We start from the raw sequence: 20828 nt of genomic DNA, 5'->3' as shown, positions 1-20828 counted from the left end.
AGAAAAGGCCGGGCATTGCTGGGGTTGATATGTGTCTGTTTATCGTACAACTTGAGAGCGCAAGATGTTGACCCTAACATGGGAATCATTCCTGCGCCTGTATCAGTAAGAAAAGCCGCAGGTGTATTTCTGTTTAGTCAGCAAACAACTGTACTGGCAGATACGGTAGATCATAAAGCGGTTGTTTTTTTTACAGAGTATCTTCAAAATAAAACAGCATTACGTATCCAGCCAAAATTATATAACAAACAAAGCGGCAGCAATACGTTGATATTGACCAGTATCGGTTCTGAAAACTTACCTGCCGACGGATATCGTTTAACAATAACTCCTCAGAATATCACACTTGTTGGTAAAGGGGCGGGGTTGTTTTATGGCATGCAGACTTTAATTCAGTTAGTACCGACAAATAAGGCGGCCACCATTCCATTTCCTTGCGTGCAAATAGAGGATTTTCCACGCTTTAAGTACCGCGGCTTTATGTTAGATGTGTCAAGGCACTTTTTCAACGCGGCAACGGTGAAAAAATATATCGACCTGATGGCGATGTATAAGTTGAATAATTTTCACTGGCACCTTGCTGATGATCAGGGTTGGCGAATTGAGATCAAGCAGTACCCAAAACTTACCGAAATTGGTAGTAAGAGAGCTGAAACGCTTATTGGTAATTATCACGACCGCCAGCCGCAACAATTTGACAGCACGCCATATGGCGGTTATTATACGCAGGAAGAGATACGGGATGTTGTGCAATATGCCGCTCAAAAATACATCAACATCATCCCTGAAATTGACATACCGGGTCATTCTAAAGCTGCTTTAACGGCTTACCCTGAGTTTGGCTGCAACGCGCCTGATACGTACACCGTATCGGGAACATGGAGCGAACGCCATGATGTTTTTTGCCCCAGCGAAGCAACATTCACTTTTCTGCAAAATATCTTTACCGAGATAATGGATCTGTTCCCGGGCAAATACATCCATATAGGTGGTGATGAAGTGGCAAAAGACGATTGGAAGGCCAGCGCATTTTCTCAACAACTGATAAAGCGTTTAAAGCTGAAAGACGAGAAAGGTTTACAAAGTTACTTTATCAGGCGGATGGAGGAGTTTATTAACTCAAAAGGCAGAAAAGTAATTGGCTGGGATGAAATATTAGAAGGGGGGCTTGCCCCAAATGCCACAGTAATGAACTGGAGAGGAGAGGCCAACGCTGTTGCTGCCGCTCAGCAAAAACATGATGTTATAATGGTGCCAAGCGGCCGTGGTCTTTACCTTGACCATACACAAGGCACCAATCTGAATACCGAACCTGTAGGCATTGGTGGTAATGCGCCGATTGAAAAAAGCTACAGTTTTAATGTGATCCCGGCAGGGTTAACGCCTGAACAAGAGAAATATATAATTGGCGTTCAAGCTAATTTATGGAACGAATATATAGGTACGCCTAACAAAGTTGAGTACATGTTATTGCCGCGGTTGCTATCGCTTGCCGAAATTGCATGGACACCTGTAGCTAACAAAAACTTTACCGACCTTATGGAAGTGCGGATGCCAAAACAATTGGCCGTATTAGAGAAAAATAATTACAATTACCGTGTTCCTGCTACCATTGGTACTAAAGATACCATAATGTTTGGCGCCCGGCTAACTGCGCAGTTAAAACCATCTGTAGAAGGAGCTAAAGTTTATTATACCATTGATGGTTACACGCCTAATGAAACCGATCTGGAATATTCTACTCCACTTAGCTTTACAGTACCGCAAAACCAGTATCGTGAATTACAAACGATTGTAATTACTCCTGCCGGGAAGCGTAGCACGCCAACTAAAACGCTTGTTTATAATAAGACGCCATTCCCTGCCGTTGAATATACAGGTAACAAACAAGGCATGCTTTACCAGTTATTTACAGAAGGAACTCTTACCAGTACCCGTCAGTTAAATATACCTACCGCCGGATTTGATACTACGCAAGTAATTAAAAGCTTTAATACATTGCCGTTCCGTAAAATTGCATCAACATTTGGAGTGATTTACCAGGGTTACTTACGGGTTGATGAGGATGGGGTATACGGCTTCTCTACCTTATCAGACGATGGTTCAATGCTTTATGTAGATGACATACCGGTGGTTGACAATGACGGCAGGCATTCGCCTATAGAAAAAGGTGGAGCTGTGCCATTGCAAAAAGGTTTTCATAAAATAACCGTTAAGTATATAGACGTACGTATTCCCGGAAAGATACAGGTGTTTATGACGCTGCCGGGTAAACCTAAAGGTGAGTTATCGCCCGATTCGCTTTACTATTAATTTAAAATGAAGAGATATTTATTATTTGTGCCGTTGCTTTGCGCAATAATTGCCGGTTGTGGCAATAACGAAAAACCGGTTGTTAAATCTGCTCCGGTAACCCAATCCAAAACAATGGAACCTTTCAGGTTTCATAAGTTAGTTGAAGTATCGCCAGGACAATATTATGATGTAGTGAGCTGGGGACGCGCCTCAGTTGATACCGGTGCATTTTTAATACTTCATTCCGATTCATTAGGAAGAAAATACACAACTACAACCGGTGATCTGGATGGTGCAATTGTTGATGTGTTCAATACAGATATGGATGCCGATGGCAACCCGGAAATAATTATTCAAGCCAAAAGTTCAGATACTACCAAGTATGTAAATATTTACGCTTTTGAGTTTAACAATAACCACGCTAACGAGATCAGATTTCCATCGCTTAAGAGCTCGAAATCAAACTATCGCGGACAAGATAATTTTTATATTCAGGAAGGTAAGTTAATACGTGAATTTCCGTCGTACACAGGCGAAGGTAAAGACGCAAAGCCAACAGGAGGGAAATACAAGTTTGAATATACTTTAAGCGGAAATGATTTCGACATAAAAACATTGGTAAAAGATTCAACCCTTAAAGACACCCCTGTTGCAAAAGAACCCGCGCCGGTAAAGAAAAAAGAAACGGTAAAAAAGAAAGCTACACAGAAGAAACGTCGCCGCAGGTAACTATTTAACTGATCAAGGTTGCTGAAAATTAACCCTGATATTGACCCATATGAGCCAATTAATGCGGTTAGTGACAATCTCTTTACAAAAGCTTTTATAATTTTAATGCTATTGGCTTTTTTGCATATTTGTATATAACCCATTAAACCAGTGCATTTTTTATATCCCGCATTTCTGTTCGCTTTGGCATCGCTGGCCATACCTGTAATTGTGCATTTGTTCAATTTTCGCAGGTATCAAAAGGTTTATTTCAGTAATGTGCAGTTCCTCAAAAATATACAGGAACAGCAATCATCAAGAAGAAATATAAAAGAGCGGTTGATATTAGCGGCACGTTTACTGGCTTTGTTTTTTCTGGTACTGGCTTTTTCCCGCCCTTATATACCCGGTAAGCGTGCCGGGATCAATGGCGCAAGGCAAGTAGTAAGCGTTTTTATTGATAACTCTTATTCTATGCAAAACCTCAATAGGGAGGGCTCTTTGCTGGATGAAGCTAAACGCCGTGCCAAAGAAATAGCTGCGGCTTATACTAATAATGATCGCTTTCAATTATTAACGCAGGATTTTGAAGGTCGACATCAGAGACTGTTAACGCCCGCCGAATTTGTTGATGAGGTGGACGCCGTTAAAATTAGCCCGCGTAATCATACCTTACAGCAAATAATTTACCGCCAGCAGGGTCTGTTAGATAACCAGCCTGAGGTGCATCGGTCAGTCTATATTCTATCTGATTTTCAGAAAAATATATCTGATGGTAAACCTTTAAAAGTTGATACAGGACTGCATGTAAGCCTGGTGCAACTAAGGGCAAGTACGCCGGCCAACGTAGCAGTTGATTCGGTTTGGTTACTAAGCGCTATTCATCGCCCCGGCGAAACGGAGAAAATGATAGTTAAGCTGCACAACTATTCTAATGAAGAATCAACAAAAATTCCGCTTAAGCTTACCATCAACGGTGAACAAAAGGCTTTGGGTGGTTTTTCCATCCCGGCCAAATCATCACAGATAGATACGCTTACTTTCTCCGGTCTTTCGGCTGGATGGCAGCGTGGTGAAATAAGTTTACAGGACAACCCTATCACTTTCGATAACCGCTTTTTTCTGAGCTTTAACGTGAAAGAGAAAATGCAGGTATTGCTAATAGACGGCGGAATACCTAACCCATATTTGAAGGCAGTTTTTGCTACCGATCCATTTTTTGATGCCAGACGCGTTTCTGACGGTAACGTTGATTATGCCTCGCTGGGCACTTATCCGCTTATTGTTTTAAGTGATGTGCGTATGGTATCGCCGGGATTAGCGCAGCAACTTACCGCCTACGTAAAAAAAGGCGGAACACTGGCTGTATTCCCTGCAACAGATGCCGATTTGAACAACAACCGTACATTTCTGCAAAATATAGGTGCTGCTTACCCTAAGCAGGTCGCGGAAGAAAATTTGAAGGTGGCATCTCTTAATTTACAGAACCCTGTATTTAAAGATATTTTTGAGAGCTTACCGAAAAATCCTGAATTACCAACCGTAAAAAAATACTATCAGTTAAAATCCGCTGTAAAAGCGCAAAATGAAAACTTAATGCAATTGCAAAACGGCAATTCTTTTTGGGCCGGATTTAATAGTGGTGCAGGTAAGGTGTACGTATCTGCCGTTCCGCTGGCTGACGATTTTAGTAATCTACCGCGCCACGCTTTATTTGTGCCGATTATGTTCCGGATAGCTTTATTAAGCGGACGTGAGCAACCTCTATTTTACAACATGGGTCATGATGATGTAATTGAGACACTGCCAATTCAAACTTCAGAGAAACAACTGCTTAAACTAACCAAATCAGGCAAAAGTATCATTCCGGATGTAAGGCAGCAGGAGGGAAGTACTTTACTGTATGTATCAGACCAATTGCAGGAAACAGGGCTTTACGATCTGAAAAAGCAGGATAGTACTGTAGCCGTTATGGCATTTAATGATAACAGGGCCGAGTCTGACATGAGTTACTATACCGCCGGTGAGTTGAATAATATTGTCCCTGAGGCAAAGGGAGTTATAGAAACTACAAAAGCATCTTTAAAAGATGTGATAGGTACATCAAATTTTGGCACGCAATTATGGAAACTTTGTATAATTTTGGCATTGGTTTTTCTGGCTGCCGAAATACTGCTGATCAGGTTCTACAAAACAGATCAGCGTGTACTTTTGAGCGCCGATGAGCCGGCACCAATCCATACATAAAGCAGCGCTAATGAATTTGCTTATCAAATCTGCTACAGTTGTTGATCCAAACTCACCATTCCATCAACAGGTTGCTGATATTTTAATTGAAAACGGAACTATTAAGTCTATTGCCTCTGAAATCAATGAGGAAAACACCAACGTTTACGATGGCACAGGAAAACACGTTATCCCTGGCCTATTCGATCTGAATTGTAACATAGGCGAATTAGGCCTTGAAACAAAGGAGACACTTCAAACAGGTACAAAGGCCGCTGCAGCCGGTGGCTTTACAGGTTTAGCTTTAATGCCTAACACGCAGCCGCCTGTCCACTCAAAGGCCGAGGTGGAATACCTGTTTAACCGGGCAAAGACCAATCTGGTTGATGTTTTTCCTTTGGGAACTATATCGCATAAACGCGAGGGTAAAGACCTCGCCGAAATGTACGATATGTACCTGAGCGGCGCCAAAGCTTTTACAGATGGCACGCGCCCGGTTAGTGATGCCGGACTAATGGAACGCGCGCTGTTGTACACCAAAGGTTTTAGTGCCCTTGTATTCTCTTACCCGGAAGACCCTGCTATTGCCGGAAAAGCAAAAGTTAACGAAGGCGAAGTAAGTACGCTTTTAGGCATGAAAGGAATCCCGGCACTTGCCGAGGAGCTGATAGTTGCGAGAGATCTTTACCTGGCTGAATACACTGATTCCAAAATACACTTTAGCACCATATCAACAAAACGCTCGGTTGAGCTAATTAGGGAGGCCAAGAAAAAAGGCATACAGGTAAGCTGTGATGTGGCAGTTCATCACCTGGTGCTTACTGATAGCGCGTTAATGGGCTTTGATAGTCTTTATAAGGTAAAACCACCGCTACGTACCCAAAATGATGTTGACGCGCTTATAGCGGGTTTAAACGACGGAACTATTGATGCAATAATAACGCAACACACCCCGCATGAAATAGAATTTAAAGACGTAGAATTTGAAGTGGCAGAATATGGCATGATCGCGCTACAAACTGCTTTTTCTTTGGCATTGCAGGCAGGACTATCATTACAGACGATAGTTCAAAAAATGGCAATCAATCCACGTGATATATTAAATGTTGATGCTGCTACAATCGCCGAAGGTTCAGTTGCCAATCTGGTGGTGGTGGATACCGCTGTCGAGTGGCAGTATAACAGGCAGAATAACCTATCTAAATCAGCCAACTCACCTTATTTAGGTAAAACTTTAACAGGTAAAGTTTTGCTAACTTGTAATAATAACCAATCAATTGTATCTGATATTTAAAGAGATGATAGATCCTAAAGTAAAGAATGGTATTAAGGCAGCTATGGCAGCCTTATCTGAATATAGCAATTCAGACGCTGCTGAGCTCACCAAACAATTAGAAGAAGTTTTTTCATTAGAAGTGGACTTTTTGAGTAAAGTTGATGCCCTGGATAAAACTGTTGATGATAACCCTGAACTGGAAGGTTTGCGTGAAATATTGTTTGACCTGCTAATGGTGAACTTTTTTAGCGCCGACGTTAAAAAGCTGGAAGAAGATTACCTTGATAGTAAAGAATGGGAAGATATCGAAGAAGAGACGCTTGACAGGGGTACAGAAATGCTTAACTTGTTGTTGTATTTGAATGAATGCGCCGACGAGGACATCGAACCCGAACTGGAAGACTATCTAAAAGAGTTCTTACTGGTTGACGAAGACGAGTTTCAGGACGAGTACCGTATTTACGAGCCTGTAATATCTAACCAGATATTAATGGAAAGTCCGGTAGTTGAAATTGCAAAGGTGGCTGAAAAGGTATCAGATGATTCAGAATTGAAAGAGATATTTTACCCGATGATGTGCTTTTTTCAAAACCCTGATGCCGGCGAAAAAGAGAAGCAGGAGATAGCGGCAAACGCAAGTGATAAAGAATTTACCATGCCGGTAATTGCTGTCCTACAATCGTTTATTTAAACCTTAAAATAATATAAAATGGAAAACCAAGCTGCTGTCACCCCTAATCCTACCAAGGTAGCCACAAAGTGGGCCTTAATAAGCACTCTTACCAATATTGTGCTAACTTACGTTTTCGAATTTATGAACCTTGATCAGCAATCGCCGATTAAGTATTTATCGTTTTTGCCTTTTATCATATTCCTCTTTTTGGCTCAAAAGGAGTTTAGAGATACCACAGGTGGTGGATACATGACTTTTGGAACCGGGTTCTCAACCGGCTTCCGTTACTCTGTATTTACCGGCCTGCTTTTAGGCGTATTCATAGCAATCTATTTGTGGATTTTGAGTCCTGAGGTTTTAGAGAAATCACTGGAGGCATCTCGTGCCCAAATGGAAGCAAGAGGTATGTCAGACGCTGAAATTGAACGTTCTATGGGTATTGCAAACAAAATTGGACCTTGGGCTGGTGGGTTTTTCTCGGCATTAATGTATACTATAGTTGGTGCATTATTGTCATTAATTGGCGCTGCTATCTTTAAAAAAGAACGCTCTCCGTTAGATACCGCCGTAGATCCGGAATAATCTACAGAAAGCTCTTTAATTGTTAGCTCATAGCTATAGCTAAACATGTCGTACCGTTTCACCGAGCATATGAGACGATGTGAAACGATATTTTTTATAAAAATTTGGTAATCAATAAATTGCAGATTTTTAGTGAAACGAAAATGAAACGGGTGAAACGGCTAATTTTAATTTTCCCGTAAATTTTAGCCTATGTAGCGTTACTTGCGGTGCTGTAAACGCACACACCTTTAGGCGCGAAGTGATATTCAGTACTGTAGTTTAATGCAGATCTCAGTTAAAACAAAGCGGCCTCCTGGTTTTTCCAGGAGGCCGCTTTGTTTTATTAATATGTGTAACGCTGTTATTTATTAATAACATGTTTCATAATATCATTACCAAATACAAATACCATCAGGGTTATCAGCAATACAAAGCCAACCACCTGAGCCCGCTCTAAAAACTTATCGCTTAGTGGTTTGCCTTTTACCATCTCAATGATCAGGAACACCGCATGGCCGCCATCAAGCGCCGGTATTGGTAAAAGATTGGTAAAGGCAAGCACCATCGATAAGAAGCCTACCATGGTCCAGAAGTGTATCCAGTTAAGCTCTGTACCAAACATGGTTGCTATAGCCACAGGACCACCAACAGCTTTACCCAATTCAACATCGCCTTTAAATACTTTTGACAGACCTTTAATGTTGTCAATAAAAGTGCCCCAGGCTCTTTCAGCGCCAACAGGTAATGAACCAACCACGCCGTAATCTACGGTAACTTGTTTAGGAAGATTAAAATCAGCACGGAAACCAAGTGTACCGGTTGGGCTAACTTTTGCTGTAAGGTGTTTGGTTGAATCTGCTCGCCATACTCCAACATCAACAGTTTTACTTTTATTAGCTTTTAATTCACTTACCAGCTGATCGTAAAATAATACCGGCTTATTGTTTATGCTTACTATGCTATCGCCTTTTAATAAACCTGCACTTGCGGCGCCTGTATTGGGCTGTATCTCGCCAACTGTAAAGGTGCTGCGTGGTAAACTACTTATAAATTGTTCTAAGCCGTCCTGACCGTAATCTGCCAGGTCATTTATAATGTTTGAAGGAACTGTAACTTCAAGCGTTTTGTCGCCACGCTTAATAGTTAATACGGTGTGATCTAATAATACTTTTGTACTACGTAAATCGCTAAAACGATCAACCTCTTGCCCGTTCACGGCAATGATCCTGTCGCCTGCCTGCAGGCCCATTTTTTTGCCAATTACACCCGGAACAATGCCGTGTTCTATGTTGGCTGTAGGAACATAGGTCTCGCCGTATCTGGCGGTAAGCATCCAAAAAATGAATATGCCCAGTATTACATTCACAATAATACCGCCCATCATTACAATAAGGCGCTGCCACGCCGGTTTTGAGCGGAACTCCCATGGCTGCGGCGGACCGGCCATTTGTTCGGTATCCATAGACTCATCTATCATTCCCGAAATTTTAACATAACCACCTAAAGGCAGCCAGCCAATACCATACTCAACGTCTTTATAAGTAAATTTAAATAAGCTGAAGTTCCAGGCATCAAAAAACAGGTAGAATTTTTCAACCCTGATACCGAAAGCCCGTGCGGCTAAAAAGTGGCCCAACTCGTGTAGAATAACCAGGATAGATAATCCCAGTATAAGTTGGCCAACCATTATTACTATACCCATATATTATTTTATATCAAATTGCAGCACCTTTAACGCTGCCGGCTTGTATTATATTTTGCGCAAATATGCGTGTTTCTCTGTCAGTATTCAAATAATCATCCAGTGTTGGACGCTCCACATAAGCAATATGTTTCATGCAGTTTTCAATAACCTCGCTTATTTGCAAAAAGCCCACACCATCAGTTAAAAAAGCAGCTACGGCAACCTCATTGGCGGCGTTGATAACACAGGGCATATTACCACCTTTATCCAATGCCTCAAAAGCTAAAGCAAGGTTTCTGAACGTTGTAGTATCAGGCTTTTCAAAGCTCAGGTTGTGGTAGTCAGTAAAATCAAAACGCTTAAAATTATTTTGTAAGCGCTCCGGGTAAGCCAGTGCATATTGAATAGGCAATTTCATATCAGGCAAGCCCATTTGTGCCTTTATTGAACCATCCTGAAACTGAACCATGGAGTGAATGATAGATTGCGGATGAACGATCACATCTATTTGTTCGTTACTTACATCAAACAGCCACTTTGCCTCAATAACCTCTAAGCCCTTGTTCATCAAAGTAGCCGAATCAATGGTTATTTTGGCACCCATCACCCAATTAGGGTGTTTTAGTGCGTGCTCGCGGGTTACGTCGGCCAAATAAGCTGCATCCCTGCCTCTGAATGGCCCTCCTGAAGCGGTGAGGATGAGTTTTTCAATTTTGTTGTATTCTTCGCCAACTAAACACTGGTAAATGGCAGAATGCTCAGAATCAACCGGTAAAATTTTAACGTTGTGTTTTTTAGCCAGGTCTGTAATTAGTTCACCTGCCACAACAAGGGTTTCTTTATTGGCTAACGCGATGGTTTTAACCGCCTTTATTGCAGCTATGGTGGGCTGCAAGCCTGCAAAACCAACCATGGCTGTTAACACAATGTCTATTTCCGGGTGAGTAACCGCTTCAATAATGGCATTGATCCCGGCTGATACCTGCGTATCAGTATGAGCAAGGGCTTGTTTTACTTCGGCGTATTTACTTTCGTCGCAAATAACAACATGCTGCGGTTTGAATTGTAAGGCCTGCTGTATAAGTAAATAGGCATTGCTGTTGGCTGTGATCAAAAATGCCTTAAAAAGCGATGGGTTTTCCGCTATCACTTCCAAGGCTTGTGTACCTATGCTGCCTGTTGAGCCAAGAATGGCTATATTTTTAGGGTTATTCAATGTTATATATTCACCTATCACAATTTTATAATTGTAATGGTTTTAAATTAAGCGTTAATGTATTCCTGAAGGCCGTCCGCTATCTTTCTGTCGTTTGATAAACGAGGAACTTTATTTTGCCCTCCCAGTTTTCCCTGCGAGCGCATAAAATTAATAAAAGCATCCTTGTTTAGGCTTCTTATTATCAAAGGTTGCAAAATATTACCATCAATCAGGTCAAAATAATAAATATTTTTTACCTGTAGGGCTTTATCAACTTTAGCAGCAAAATCAGCCATGTTGATTGGCGCTGTACCAAACTCAACAAACCATTCGTGATAGGGGAGCTCACCCTTTGCCGGATTTACCTGAGGAGCCACCGTAAATTCTACAATATCAATTCCCTCCTGGTTGGCCACGCCTAATAAAGCCTGTTCAACTTCTTCGCCAATAACATGCTCACCAAACGCTGATATATAATGTTTTATACGGCCGCTTACTACAATTTTATAAGGATTTTTCGACACAAACTTTACCGTATCGCCAATGCTGTAGCCCCATAAACCTGCATTGGTATTCATTATCAACGCGTAATTTTTATTCAGTTCAACATCTTCAAGACTTATTCGGGTAGGGTTATCATTAAAGTATTCATCTGAGGGGATGAACTCATAGAAGATACCCGAGTCGGCCAACAATAACAATCCCTTTTCTTTTTGCGAATCCTGGAAAGCGATAAATCCCTCAGAAGCAGGGTAGGTCTCAATTGTGTCTATGGCGAAGCCAATGCTTTCCTCAATACGCGCACGATAAGGCTCAAAGTTCACACCGCCATAAACATAAAGTTTAAAATTGGGGAAGATGTCTTTTATCTTTTTACCGCCTGATGCAGCAGAAAGCCGGTCGAAATACATCTGACACCAGGGCGGGATGCCGGATATTAGCCTCATATCCGCTTTTAGTGTTTCGGCAACAATGGCGTCAACCTTCTGCTCCCAATCGTCAATGCAGTTTACTTCATAGCTGGGTAGTCTGTTTTTTTGCAGATAACCGGGAACATGGTGCGCAACTATGCCCGAAAGGCGTCCGGTAGGAATCCCCGCTTTTTCAGCCAGTTCGGGGCTGCCCTGTAGAAATATCATTTTGCCATCAACAAAATCAGCCTTACCGGTCTCGTGAATATAGCTAAGCAGGGCATTGCGTGCGGCCTTAATATGCTCGGGCATACTTTCCTTACTAATAGGAATGTACTTTACACCGGATGTAGTACCCGATGTTTTGGTTAAATAAGCGGGCTTGCCGGGCCATAGCACATTTTCTTCGCCATCAATTACGCGCTTTATATAAGCGCTTAACTCCTCATAGTCACGAATAGGTATCAGGCGTTTAAAGTCATCGTAAGTTTTTATTTGATCAAAATGATGATCCCGACCAAACGCTGTGTTTTTTGCCTGGTTAACGAGTTGTAGCAAGGTTTTTTGTTGGAGCCATACGGCGTTTGCCCGTAATTTATTGATATCGCGGTTTACCCACGCTGCAAATACTTTGCTTAAGGTGGCTTTCAAACCCATAATTATTAATTAGTTTCTGAGTAGTCGTCATCAATATCCTGATGCGCGTATACCAGTTTGCGGTAGGTTACCATTACTAAAACCTGAACGGTAGGGAAAGCTATAACAAACCAAAAATAGAAAGCCAGTCTGAATAGAAAGCTATCCTCCTCACGCTGCAGAAAACCAATAAAAGTTAATATGATCAGCAGCGTACCCACCATGAAGCCTAATATGATCAACACGATACTCAATGTTTTAAAGATGTTGTCCTTGGTTATCAGGAAGCTTTGCAAGAGGGCTTCATACGCATGCGAATCTTCGTCTACCACAAAACACACGCAAAATATAGAGCGTATCAGTAAGTAACCTATCCCAACTATCTCTAAAAATCTCACTGTCAACTGTATTACAGGCCACTCCTGTAGCATGAGGTTTATAAACCAACAAGTACCAATAAGCAGAGAATATGATAAGCCAATAATAATAAACCTGAAGGCCATGCGGAATGAAGGCCATATCTCTCTAAATTCAAATTCATAGTATTGCTTGTCCATCAAGGTCAAAATCAGCTTATAAAAGCTTAAAGCAAGGTAGGACTGTACCAGCATTTGGATAAATAGTACTACTAATTGATAACCTATTGAATCATCCAATAAAACAAATGAGTTAATGAATTCGGTAAACCCTATAACCACTAAAGATACTATGGAGTATATTGCTAATATGGCAAAGTTGCCCTTTAGTACATTCCATGATGTTTTAATAGTTTCTGAAACAGAAAACGGGTGGTACATATATTAAGCAGATATTTGTTTTTTTAGCACTATACGTTTCCAAAAATCCTGCATAAAACCTAAGCCATATGCGGTTAGTTGGATAAAGGCGGCTATCACACTCAAAAGTGCAATTTTTAGTGATTTGTTTTTCCACCAAGCGTGAAAAAATATTAACAAAACGATGAACAGTGCTATTATATTCCCAATAAATGCTATTTGCAAATGGAAGATATTAAAAACTATTAAAAAAAGAATGCTGACGGTAAAGGCGGCAGGGAAAAAATGAACGGCTTTTAGTGTTTCAGGAAAGAAAAGGGATATGTTAACACGAGCCCTTCCAAAAAAATGAATTTGCTTGTAAAACTGTAACAGATTAGTGCGGCGTTTATGGTAAACCTTAGCTTCTGGTATTAAACCTATTTTAAAACCCAATGAGTGTATACGAATGCTGTACTCAATATCTTCACCCAGGCGGGTTATTTTAAAACCACCTGCTTTTTGCCAGGCCGCCCTGGATATACCCATGTTAAAACTACGTGGATGGAACTGCCCGCCAATAGCCTTTTTATTGCCACGTATGCCACCTGTAGTGAATGGTGAGGTCATGGCATAGCTGATAGCTTTTTGCGTAGGGGTAAAGCTTTCATGCGCTGCATCCGGACCGCCGTAAGCATCCAGCCAGTTAATTGTAAGCGAGTTATTTACAATTTCAAAGTAATTGGCAGGTATCAAACAATCCGAATCGAATATTACGAAGTAATCTCCTTTGGCACGCTCAAACGCAAAGTTGCGGGCAAAGCCTTGTCCGGCATTTTCTTTTACATAATAGTGCAGATCAAGTTGGTCTTTAAAGCTATTAACTATATCGCTTGCGTCAAGTTTTGAGCCGTCTTCAATAACCAGAACCTCAAACTGCTTATAGGTTTGCAGGGTTAGGGTTTCCAGCAGTTCTTTTATCTCCTGCGGGCGGTTATATAGGGGAATGATTACGGAAAAAAACATGTTTGTTATAGATGCAGGAGTTAAGATTAAAGAATTAAGACTATTGCCAAACTATCCTTACCAATCTTACTTCCTGTTTCTTGCTTCTGAAAATCTGAAATTAAATAACGTCTTCTATCTGGTACTTATTTCGCTCGGGAGCGCTGCGCGCTACCAATTCTGCAACAAACCCGGTAAGGAATAGTTGTGAGCCAATTATAATAGCTACCAAAGCAATATAGAACAGCGGCTGATCTGTAACATCGCGGTTTATTTTAATGTGGTGCGCAATATCATATAGCTTTTCGCAGATGAGCCAAATGGCTATCACCATCCCTGCCAAGAAACTTAAAGTTCCCATTAACCCAAAAAAGTGCATTGGGCGTTTGCCAAACTTGCCTACAAAAAATATAGACAGTAAGTCTAAAAAGCCGTTAACAAACCTGCTCATACCAAATTTGGTGGTGCCATACTTACGTGCACGGTGCTCAACCACTTGTTCGCCAATTTTGGTAAACCCCGCCCATTTAGCCAGCACAGGTATATAGCGATGCATCTCACCGTAAATCTCAATGTTTTTTACCACGGCCTTACGGTAAGCTTTTAATCCGCAATTAAAATCATGCAGGTTGTTGATACCCGACATTTTACGGGTGGCAGCATTGAACAACTTTGTTGGAATGGTTTTGCTCAGCGGGTCATAACGTTTGGCTTTCCATCCCGAGATCAGATCATATTTTTCTTCGGTGATGCGGCGGTATAGCTCAGGTATTTCATCCGGACTATCTTGCAGGTCGGCATCCATGGTGATGATCACATCGCCTTGTGCTTTTTCAAAGCCCGTGTTCAATGCAGCCGATTTACCATAGTTGCGTCTGAATTTAACGCCGTTTATAAACGGGTTGTTAACACGCAGTTTGTTGATCATATCCCATGAGCCGTCGTTACTGCCATCATCCACCAACACTATCTCGTAAGTGAATTTGTTATCGTCCATCACACGGCTTATCCATGAGGTAAGCTCAGGCAATGACTCAACTTCGTTATATAAAGGTACTACTACTGATATATCCATTTAATGGCAGGTTTTGCAAAACCTATGCAAAAATATAAAAATAGGGCAATGGTTAAGCTAATGTTAGCTAATGCCCTGTTAAATATTGTTAAAATTTGTATTGATCCGCAACCCATCTCAAACAGTTATCGCAAAGAATACTGACAATCAACTATAGCAAATAGGTGATTGTCAGTGTTGATTTTAAAAGTCGGTTTGCATTAAAAACGTTTTAAATACAAATGCATTATTGGTTGTTGTTTGCGTCTTTGTTTTTTTTGCTTCCTTTTTTACGCGCGTTCAAAGCCTGCTGCAACAGGAACTCTATTTGCCCGTTGGTGCTCCTGAACTCTGTTTCTGCCCAGGCTTCTATCTCCTTGAGCATATCAGGATTGACGCGTAATACAAATGCTTTTTTTTCGGCCATAGTTATACTGATGCTGCGGCAGCTGCCCATTGCTGGCGCAGTAATAAAATATTTACGCCAATAATGGCCATTAAAACAATTGGTACCTGTGCCTTATTTAACTGCGTATTCACAATTTCAACAGTAAAGGGTTTTCTAAAACCAAAGCAACTTTGCAGCGTTATAAATTCTCCCAATTCGCTATTGAGCCAGCTTACTTTCCGACTAAATATACCCGACCCCGGGGTGCGTGTAAATGTGGCAGTAAAGCCCGTATGCAATTGCAGCGTTTGCTTATTATCCCAGGTGTTACGGGTTAACGAGCCAATTTTTTCCTCATTTTTATAAATTTCAATCTCTTTGCTCCAAAAGCTTTTTTTATGCAGTTTGAAGGTGCCATCCGCTGTTTCAATCAGGCGGTCACAATTAAACATTTTTGGCCTTATCAGTTTACCAAACTCAAATTGGCCATCAGTTAGTATATGGTCAGGGCACCAAAAACCGCTTCTTTTAATATATAAGGAGGGTGTGCGCAGATCCTGAATTTTTCTGTATTGTTCCATCTTAGTGATACAAGGTACCGGTATTAACAACAGGGTTTACAGCTTTGTCTCCGCAAAGCACAACTAACAGGTTGCTCACCATCGCTGCTTTACGTTCTTCATCTAACTCTACTATGTTTTTTTCCGACAGCTTTTGTAAGGCCATATCAACCATACCAACGGCTCCTTCAACAATTAAACGACGAGCAGAAATGATAGCTGACGCTTGCTGGCGCTGCAGCATGGTGTGGGCAATTTCGGGCGAATAGGCGAGGTGCGAAATGCGTGCTTCTAAGACTTCTATCCCGGCAGGTTCAAGGCGCTCATTCAGCTCTTTCTCCAATAATTTACTTACCTCATCGGCACCGTTGCTTAAGGTAATGCGGGCTTGCTCATCCTCAATGTTATCATAAGGAAAAGAATTAGCAAGATGACGAACGGCCGCCTCGCTTTGTATATTAACGTATTGTAAATAGTTTTCAACGGCAAACATAGCCTTAGCCGTATCTTTTATACGCCAAACTATCACGGCAGCAATTTCTATCGGGTTGCCTACGCCGTCGTTTACCTTTAATTGTTGTCCGTTAAGGTTGAAAGCCTTTAAAGATACTTTTCTTTTTATAGTGAGCGGGTTTACCCAAAAAAAGCCATCTTGCTTTACGGTGCCAACATATTTGCCAAACAATATTAAAACCTTTGATTCATTAGGGTTAACAATAACAAGGCCCGGCAGTACCAGTATAAAATCAATTAAGCCAATTATAATAGCTCCGGTAAAGCTTTGGTTAACTATGCAAAAACCGGTTGCGCCAAGCAGGAGTAAAAATACTACAAGGGTTAAATAGCCGGATGGAGGGTTTAGTGTTTTTTCGGTATTCATGATTCTTTTTGATTTTAAAATGATATCACAAAGATATCATAATAGATATGACAAAATCAAGAAAAAATGCTCATGTTTTAAAAATTAGTTACTTTTGTGTGTTTAGATAGATAAATGGCTAAATTCTCCACTTCGCGACAGAAGGCCGCATTGCGTAAGTACGCCCGACACCTTAAGTATTTGATGGTTGTGGCAAGTACAGTGGTTATAGTTTTTACCTTGCCCAAACAGGTAAAATTTAGCTACGAAATTGAAAAAGGGCGTATCTGGAATCAAAAAGACCTGGTTTCACCTTACAATTTTGCTATACTCAAAACTTCAGAAGAGATTGAAAGAGATAAAAAAATAGCGCTTGCCAACATCACGCCTGTATATCAATTAAATAGCGGTTTGGCTGCTCAGCAAATAGCAGGTTTTAAAGCCGATCTTGAAATTAAATGGCGCGGTGCAAATATCCCGGATAACAAAAAGAAAAAATATATAACCACAGGAGTAGCACTGTTAAATAGCGTTTATAACAGGGGTATTTTGAATTTAAATCCAAAATACATGCAAAATGAGCAGGGATATACGATTACTGTTCTGGATAAAAACATTGGTACGGAAAGAAACACTTCCGATTTATTTACACGCGAAAAGGCTTTGCAATATTGCGATGCAACTTTAAGCGCACAACCTGATCTGGATAAGGCCTTTTTGTTAGATCTGCTGCAAATAAGGATACAAAATAACATTTCATACAATCACAAACTTACTTCTAAGCTTGAGAATGATGCAATGTCTGACCTGTCTATTAGTAATGGAATGGTGCAGAAAGGGGAGGTAATAGTAACAAAGGGCTCGGTGGTTAATGATGATATTTATCAAAAGCTGCAATCATATAAAAAAGCTTTTGAGGATAACGCCCGCATTAAAGGCGACCCTAAACTGGTGCTGACCGGGCAATTTGTATTGGTTGGCATTGCCGTTGTATTGCTCATGGTGTTTCTTTATTTATTCAGAAGAGATATTTATGATGACAACCGCCTGGTTGGGCTGATACTACTGGTTATAACGGTAATGCTGTTTACCCTGTCAATGGCTATCAGGTTTCAGTTGCCTAACCTGTATTATATACCTTATTGTATAGTGCCTATTATTATCCGCATTTTATTTGATACCCGTTTAGCGCTGAACATACATATGCTGGTGGTATTAATAGCAGGTTTTTTTGTGCCCAACAGCTTTGAGTTCGCCTATTTTGAAATTACCGCAGGCATGGTGTCAATTTATAGTATCAAGTATCTGGCTCGCCGCGATCAGTTTCTTACTTCGGCGCTTATCATCATCATATCCTACTTCATGGCGTTTTTAGGTATATCGCTAATTAAAGAAGGAACATTGGTTGATCTGGACTGGGTTGGATTTGTGCCGTTTGTAGTAAGTGTGTTATTAACATTACTCGCTTACCCGCTTATTTATCTGTTTGAAAAAATATTCTCCATCACTACAGATATTACATTAATTGAACTAACCAATACCAACGCTCCGCTACTGCGCAAAATGGCCTCTACAGCACCCGGAACGTTTCAGCATTCGCTTCAGGTAGCTAATCTTGCTGAGAATGCCATTTACGCTATTGGTGGTAATGCCCTGTTGGTTAGGGCAGGAGCTTTATACCATGATATTGGCAAAATGGATAATCCGCTTTTCTTTATAGAGAATCAAACGTCAATGTTTAATCCGCACGATAAGCTTACTTATGAGGAAAGTGCACAGGTTATCATCAGGCACGTTAGCAGGGGCATTGAAATGGCCCATAAAGCCAATATTCCAAACATTGTAATTGATTTTATACGGACGCATCATGGCAATACACGTGTTGATTATTTTTACCAATCTTTTTTAAAAAACTTCCCCGAGAAAATAGTTGATGAGAATACATTCAGATATCCTGGACCTATTCCGTTCTCCAAAGAGACAGGTGTTTTAATGCTCGCTGATTCAATAGAAGCTGCGTCTCGTGCTTTGAAACAACCGGATGAGGTCTCGATAGGCAATTTAGTTGACCGCATAGTAAAGTACAAGTTAGACCAAAATCAGCTTAACGATAGTGATATCACGCTGAAAGACCTGGAGACGATCAAGACTATTTTTAAGCGCATGTTGATGAGTATTTATCACGTTAGGATTGATTATTAGCGATATTTTATATCAAAAAAATAATTTATTCCCCTATAAAACAGCATGATAAATTATTACCTTAAATTTTTTTTTGCCTGCTTAAGCTAATTACTATATTTGCATTCCCTGAAAAAAGGGTGTTTATTAAAAGATGGTGAGGTGCCTGAGAGGCCGAAAGGATCAGTTTGCTAAACTGACGTACGGGAAACTGTACCGAGGGTTCGAATCCCTCCCTCACCGCAAATTAGCAGCTCAAAACTACGCAAAAACCTGTAAATCGTTGATTTACAGGTTTTTTTGTTTTAACGCGAAACCAAAAAAAACGGCAAAACGCATAACTTTAGTGAGTTATTCAGTGAGTAAAATGACAATGCGAAAATTTACTCACTGGAAGTGTCGTAAAGCACTGAATGACAATGTTTTCACTAAATGAACATCTTGACTTTTGAGGCACTCATTTCGATATTTATTCATCTAAAATCGTGAGTGATCATGCTTGAAAAAACATTAGGTTTACTGTTTTACCTGAAAAAACCGAAAGATTACACAGAAGGACCTGTATTAATCTACCTGCGAATTACCGTTGACGGCGTTCAAAAAGAAATGTCCACCAAACGTTTTTGTGAACCTGAGAAGTGGAGTTCTAAGGCCAATCGTGCCATTGGTAACAAAGAAGAAGTTAAAAAACTCAACGCCTGTCTTGATCTCCTGCAAAATTAGGCGTATGATGCCCGTACCCATCTCATCGACCGTGGCAAAGTCGTGACCGCTCAGGCGATCAAAAACATCATATCCGGCGAAGACCAGCGCCAGTGGATGCTCTTAACACTTTTCAAAACGCACAACCAGCAACTTGAAGGAATGGTCGGCAACGGAGTAGCCAAAGGCACACATACGAATTTTGAAACGGCTTATAAACATGTTGCCAATTTCCTAAAAGCTGAATACAAAGTTGATGACATCAACATCCTGTCCTTGGACCTGGAGTTTATCAAGAAATTCTATCACTGGTTAAGGATGGTGAAAAAGCTTAACCGCAACTCCGCCTTAAAGAATATCGCCAACATGAAAAAGATCGTGCTGGATTGCGTGGATAATGGCTGGCTGCTGGGCGACCCCTTCGCCAAGTTCGACATGAACCGTGATGAAGTAAACACCATTTATCTTACCAAGGAGGAAGTGCAGCGGATTGTCAATAAGGAACTCAGGACTTCCCGCCTCAGCCGGGTAAGGGATTTATTCATTTTCTCTTGCTTCACCGGTCTGTCCTTTATAGACATGAAACAGCTTAAACGTTCCGAGGTCAGCATAGCGGCGAATGGTGAATTGCGTATCAATAAGAACCGGCAAAAAACCGCAACAGCGGCCGTTATCCCGTTACTGCCTATTGCCAAAGGCATCCTGCAAAAGTACGCTTACGACGAGCATTGTATCATCACTGATATGCTATTGCCGGTTTAAGCAATCAGAAGTATAACAGTTACCTAAAAGAAATCGCAGAGCGCTGCGATATTGAGATCGAACTCAGTTCCAAGATTGTCCGGAATACTTTCGTCACAACTATCACCCTGGCTAACAACGTCCCCATGGAAACCATCAGCAAAATGATGGGTCACAAAAGCCTGCGGCAAACTCAACATTACGCCAAAGTACTCGCTATCAAAGTCAATGAAGACATGGCCGAACTAAACAGGAAATTACAGGACAGCGATTTCTTCGCAAATTCTCCAATTCTGAGCGAAGACACCGGGCCTGTTGGATTTGAATCCACGCAAAATCGCTTAAAAAAACACCCAAGTTGCTCATAAGGGTTGATTTCCGCTGCGCCAATATGTGCAGTTTTGAACCCCGC

The 20828-nt window shown here is 41.0% G+C and carries 19 protein-coding genes and 1 tRNA gene; 11 read left to right on the top strand and 9 right to left on the bottom strand.

Annotation, left to right across the window (positions count from 1 at the left end; all coding sequences use genetic code 11):
* Positions 1 to 51 precede the first annotated feature (51 nt).
* The 6 genes from CLV57_RS12020 to CLV57_RS11995 all read left to right on the top strand — a co-directional run bounded on the left by CLV57_RS12020 (position 52) and on the right by CLV57_RS11995 (position 7760).
* Entirely contained in the window at positions 52 to 2313 is a 2262-nt protein-coding gene (locus CLV57_RS12020; protein WP_245857029.1) for a family 20 glycosylhydrolase, read from the top strand.
* A 6-nt stretch (positions 2314 to 2319) separates the two neighbouring features.
* Positions 2320 to 3024 (top strand): PliI family lysozyme inhibitor of I-type lysozyme, encoded by a 705-nt coding sequence (locus CLV57_RS12015; protein WP_100341650.1) that lies wholly within the window; start codon positions 2320 to 2322, stop codon positions 3022 to 3024.
* A gap of 150 nt (positions 3025 to 3174) precedes the next feature.
* The gene (locus CLV57_RS12010; protein WP_157799149.1) at positions 3175 to 5250 is read left to right on the top strand and encodes a BatA domain-containing protein; all 2076 of its coding nucleotides are present in this window, start codon (positions 3175 to 3177) and stop codon (positions 5248 to 5250) included.
* A gap of 10 nt (positions 5251 to 5260) precedes the next feature.
* Positions 5261 to 6523, top strand: a complete 1263-nt coding sequence (locus CLV57_RS12005) for a dihydroorotase (RefSeq protein WP_100342821.1) — start codon at positions 5261 to 5263, stop codon at positions 6521 to 6523.
* Between the two features lie 4 nt (positions 6524 to 6527).
* Entirely contained in the window at positions 6528 to 7196 is a 669-nt protein-coding gene (locus CLV57_RS12000; protein ID WP_100342820.1) for a hypothetical protein, read from the top strand.
* A gap of 18 nt (positions 7197 to 7214) precedes the next feature.
* The gene (locus CLV57_RS11995) at positions 7215 to 7760 is read left to right on the top strand and encodes a DUF4199 domain-containing protein (RefSeq protein ID WP_100341648.1); all 546 of its coding nucleotides are present in this window, start codon (positions 7215 to 7217) and stop codon (positions 7758 to 7760) included.
* Positions 7761 to 8103: 343 nt separating this feature from the next.
* Here CLV57_RS11995 and rseP read toward each other — a convergent pair whose 3' ends face one another.
* The 9 genes from rseP to CLV57_RS11950 all read right to left on the bottom strand — a co-directional run bounded on the left by rseP (position 8104) and on the right by CLV57_RS11950 (position 16813).
* Positions 8104 to 9444, bottom strand: coding sequence for an RIP metalloprotease RseP (gene rseP / locus CLV57_RS11990; protein ID WP_100341647.1), 1341 nt, complete (start codon positions 9442 to 9444; stop codon positions 8104 to 8106).
* A gap of 13 nt (positions 9445 to 9457) precedes the next feature.
* Entirely contained in the window at positions 9458 to 10663 is a 1206-nt protein-coding gene (locus CLV57_RS11985) for a 1-deoxy-D-xylulose-5-phosphate reductoisomerase (protein ID WP_245857025.1), read from the bottom strand.
* 26 nt (positions 10664 to 10689) lie between these two features.
* Entirely contained in the window at positions 10690 to 12192 is a 1503-nt protein-coding gene (locus tag CLV57_RS11980; RefSeq protein WP_100341646.1) for a GH3 auxin-responsive promoter family protein, read from the bottom strand.
* Positions 12193 to 12197: 5 nt separating this feature from the next.
* Positions 12198 to 12968: a hypothetical protein gene (locus CLV57_RS11975; protein WP_100341645.1), complete on the bottom strand. Its 771-nt coding sequence runs from the start codon at positions 12966 to 12968 to the stop codon at positions 12198 to 12200.
* Between the two features lie 3 nt (positions 12969 to 12971).
* A complete protein-coding gene (locus CLV57_RS11970; RefSeq protein ID WP_100341644.1) occupies positions 12972 to 13952 on the bottom strand; it encodes a glycosyltransferase in 981 nt (326 codons plus the stop codon).
* A gap of 100 nt (positions 13953 to 14052) precedes the next feature.
* Positions 14053 to 15006, bottom strand: a complete 954-nt coding sequence (locus tag CLV57_RS11965) for a glycosyltransferase family 2 protein (protein ID WP_100341643.1) — start codon at positions 15004 to 15006, stop codon at positions 14053 to 14055.
* 226 nt (positions 15007 to 15232) lie between these two features.
* Positions 15233 to 15412 (bottom strand): Arc family DNA binding domain-containing protein, encoded by a 180-nt coding sequence (locus CLV57_RS11960; protein ID WP_100342818.1) that lies wholly within the window; start codon positions 15410 to 15412, stop codon positions 15233 to 15235.
* A 2-nt stretch (positions 15413 to 15414) separates the two neighbouring features.
* Entirely contained in the window at positions 15415 to 15954 is a 540-nt protein-coding gene (locus CLV57_RS11955) for a hypothetical protein (RefSeq protein ID WP_100341642.1), read from the bottom strand.
* 1 nt (position 15955) lies between these two features.
* Positions 15956 to 16813, bottom strand: coding sequence for an SPFH domain-containing protein (locus CLV57_RS11950; protein ID WP_100341641.1), 858 nt, complete (start codon positions 16811 to 16813; stop codon positions 15956 to 15958).
* 114 nt (positions 16814 to 16927) lie between these two features.
* Between CLV57_RS11950 and CLV57_RS11945 the strand changes: the two genes are divergently transcribed.
* The 5 genes from CLV57_RS11945 to CLV57_RS11925 all read left to right on the top strand — a co-directional run bounded on the left by CLV57_RS11945 (position 16928) and on the right by CLV57_RS11925 (position 20784).
* Complete coding sequence (locus CLV57_RS11945; RefSeq protein ID WP_100341640.1) at positions 16928 to 18994, top strand: HD family phosphohydrolase; 2067 nt, start codon at positions 16928 to 16930, stop codon at positions 18992 to 18994.
* Between the two features lie 135 nt (positions 18995 to 19129).
* Positions 19130 to 19216 (top strand) — tRNA-Ser (locus CLV57_RS11940).
* A gap of 252 nt (positions 19217 to 19468) precedes the next feature.
* Positions 19469 to 19696 (top strand): Arm DNA-binding domain-containing protein, encoded by a 228-nt coding sequence (locus tag CLV57_RS11935; protein ID WP_100341639.1) that lies wholly within the window; start codon positions 19469 to 19471, stop codon positions 19694 to 19696.
* A 42-nt stretch (positions 19697 to 19738) separates the two neighbouring features.
* Positions 19739 to 20437: a site-specific integrase gene (locus tag CLV57_RS11930; protein ID WP_157799148.1), complete on the top strand. Its 699-nt coding sequence runs from the start codon at positions 19739 to 19741 to the stop codon at positions 20435 to 20437.
* Positions 20425 to 20784, top strand: coding sequence for a tyrosine-type recombinase/integrase (locus tag CLV57_RS11925; protein ID WP_100341637.1), 360 nt, complete (start codon positions 20425 to 20427; stop codon positions 20782 to 20784). Before CLV57_RS11930 ends, CLV57_RS11925 begins: the two co-directional genes overlap by 13 nt.
* Positions 20785 to 20828 lie beyond the last annotated feature (44 nt).

The organism is Mucilaginibacter auburnensis (genome assembly GCF_002797815.1).
Taxonomy (GTDB): Bacteria; Bacteroidota; Bacteroidia; order Sphingobacteriales; family Sphingobacteriaceae; genus Mucilaginibacter; species Mucilaginibacter auburnensis.
The sequence above is the reverse complement of the archived record's forward strand: the minus strand, read 5'-3'. Positions and strand labels throughout refer to the sequence as shown.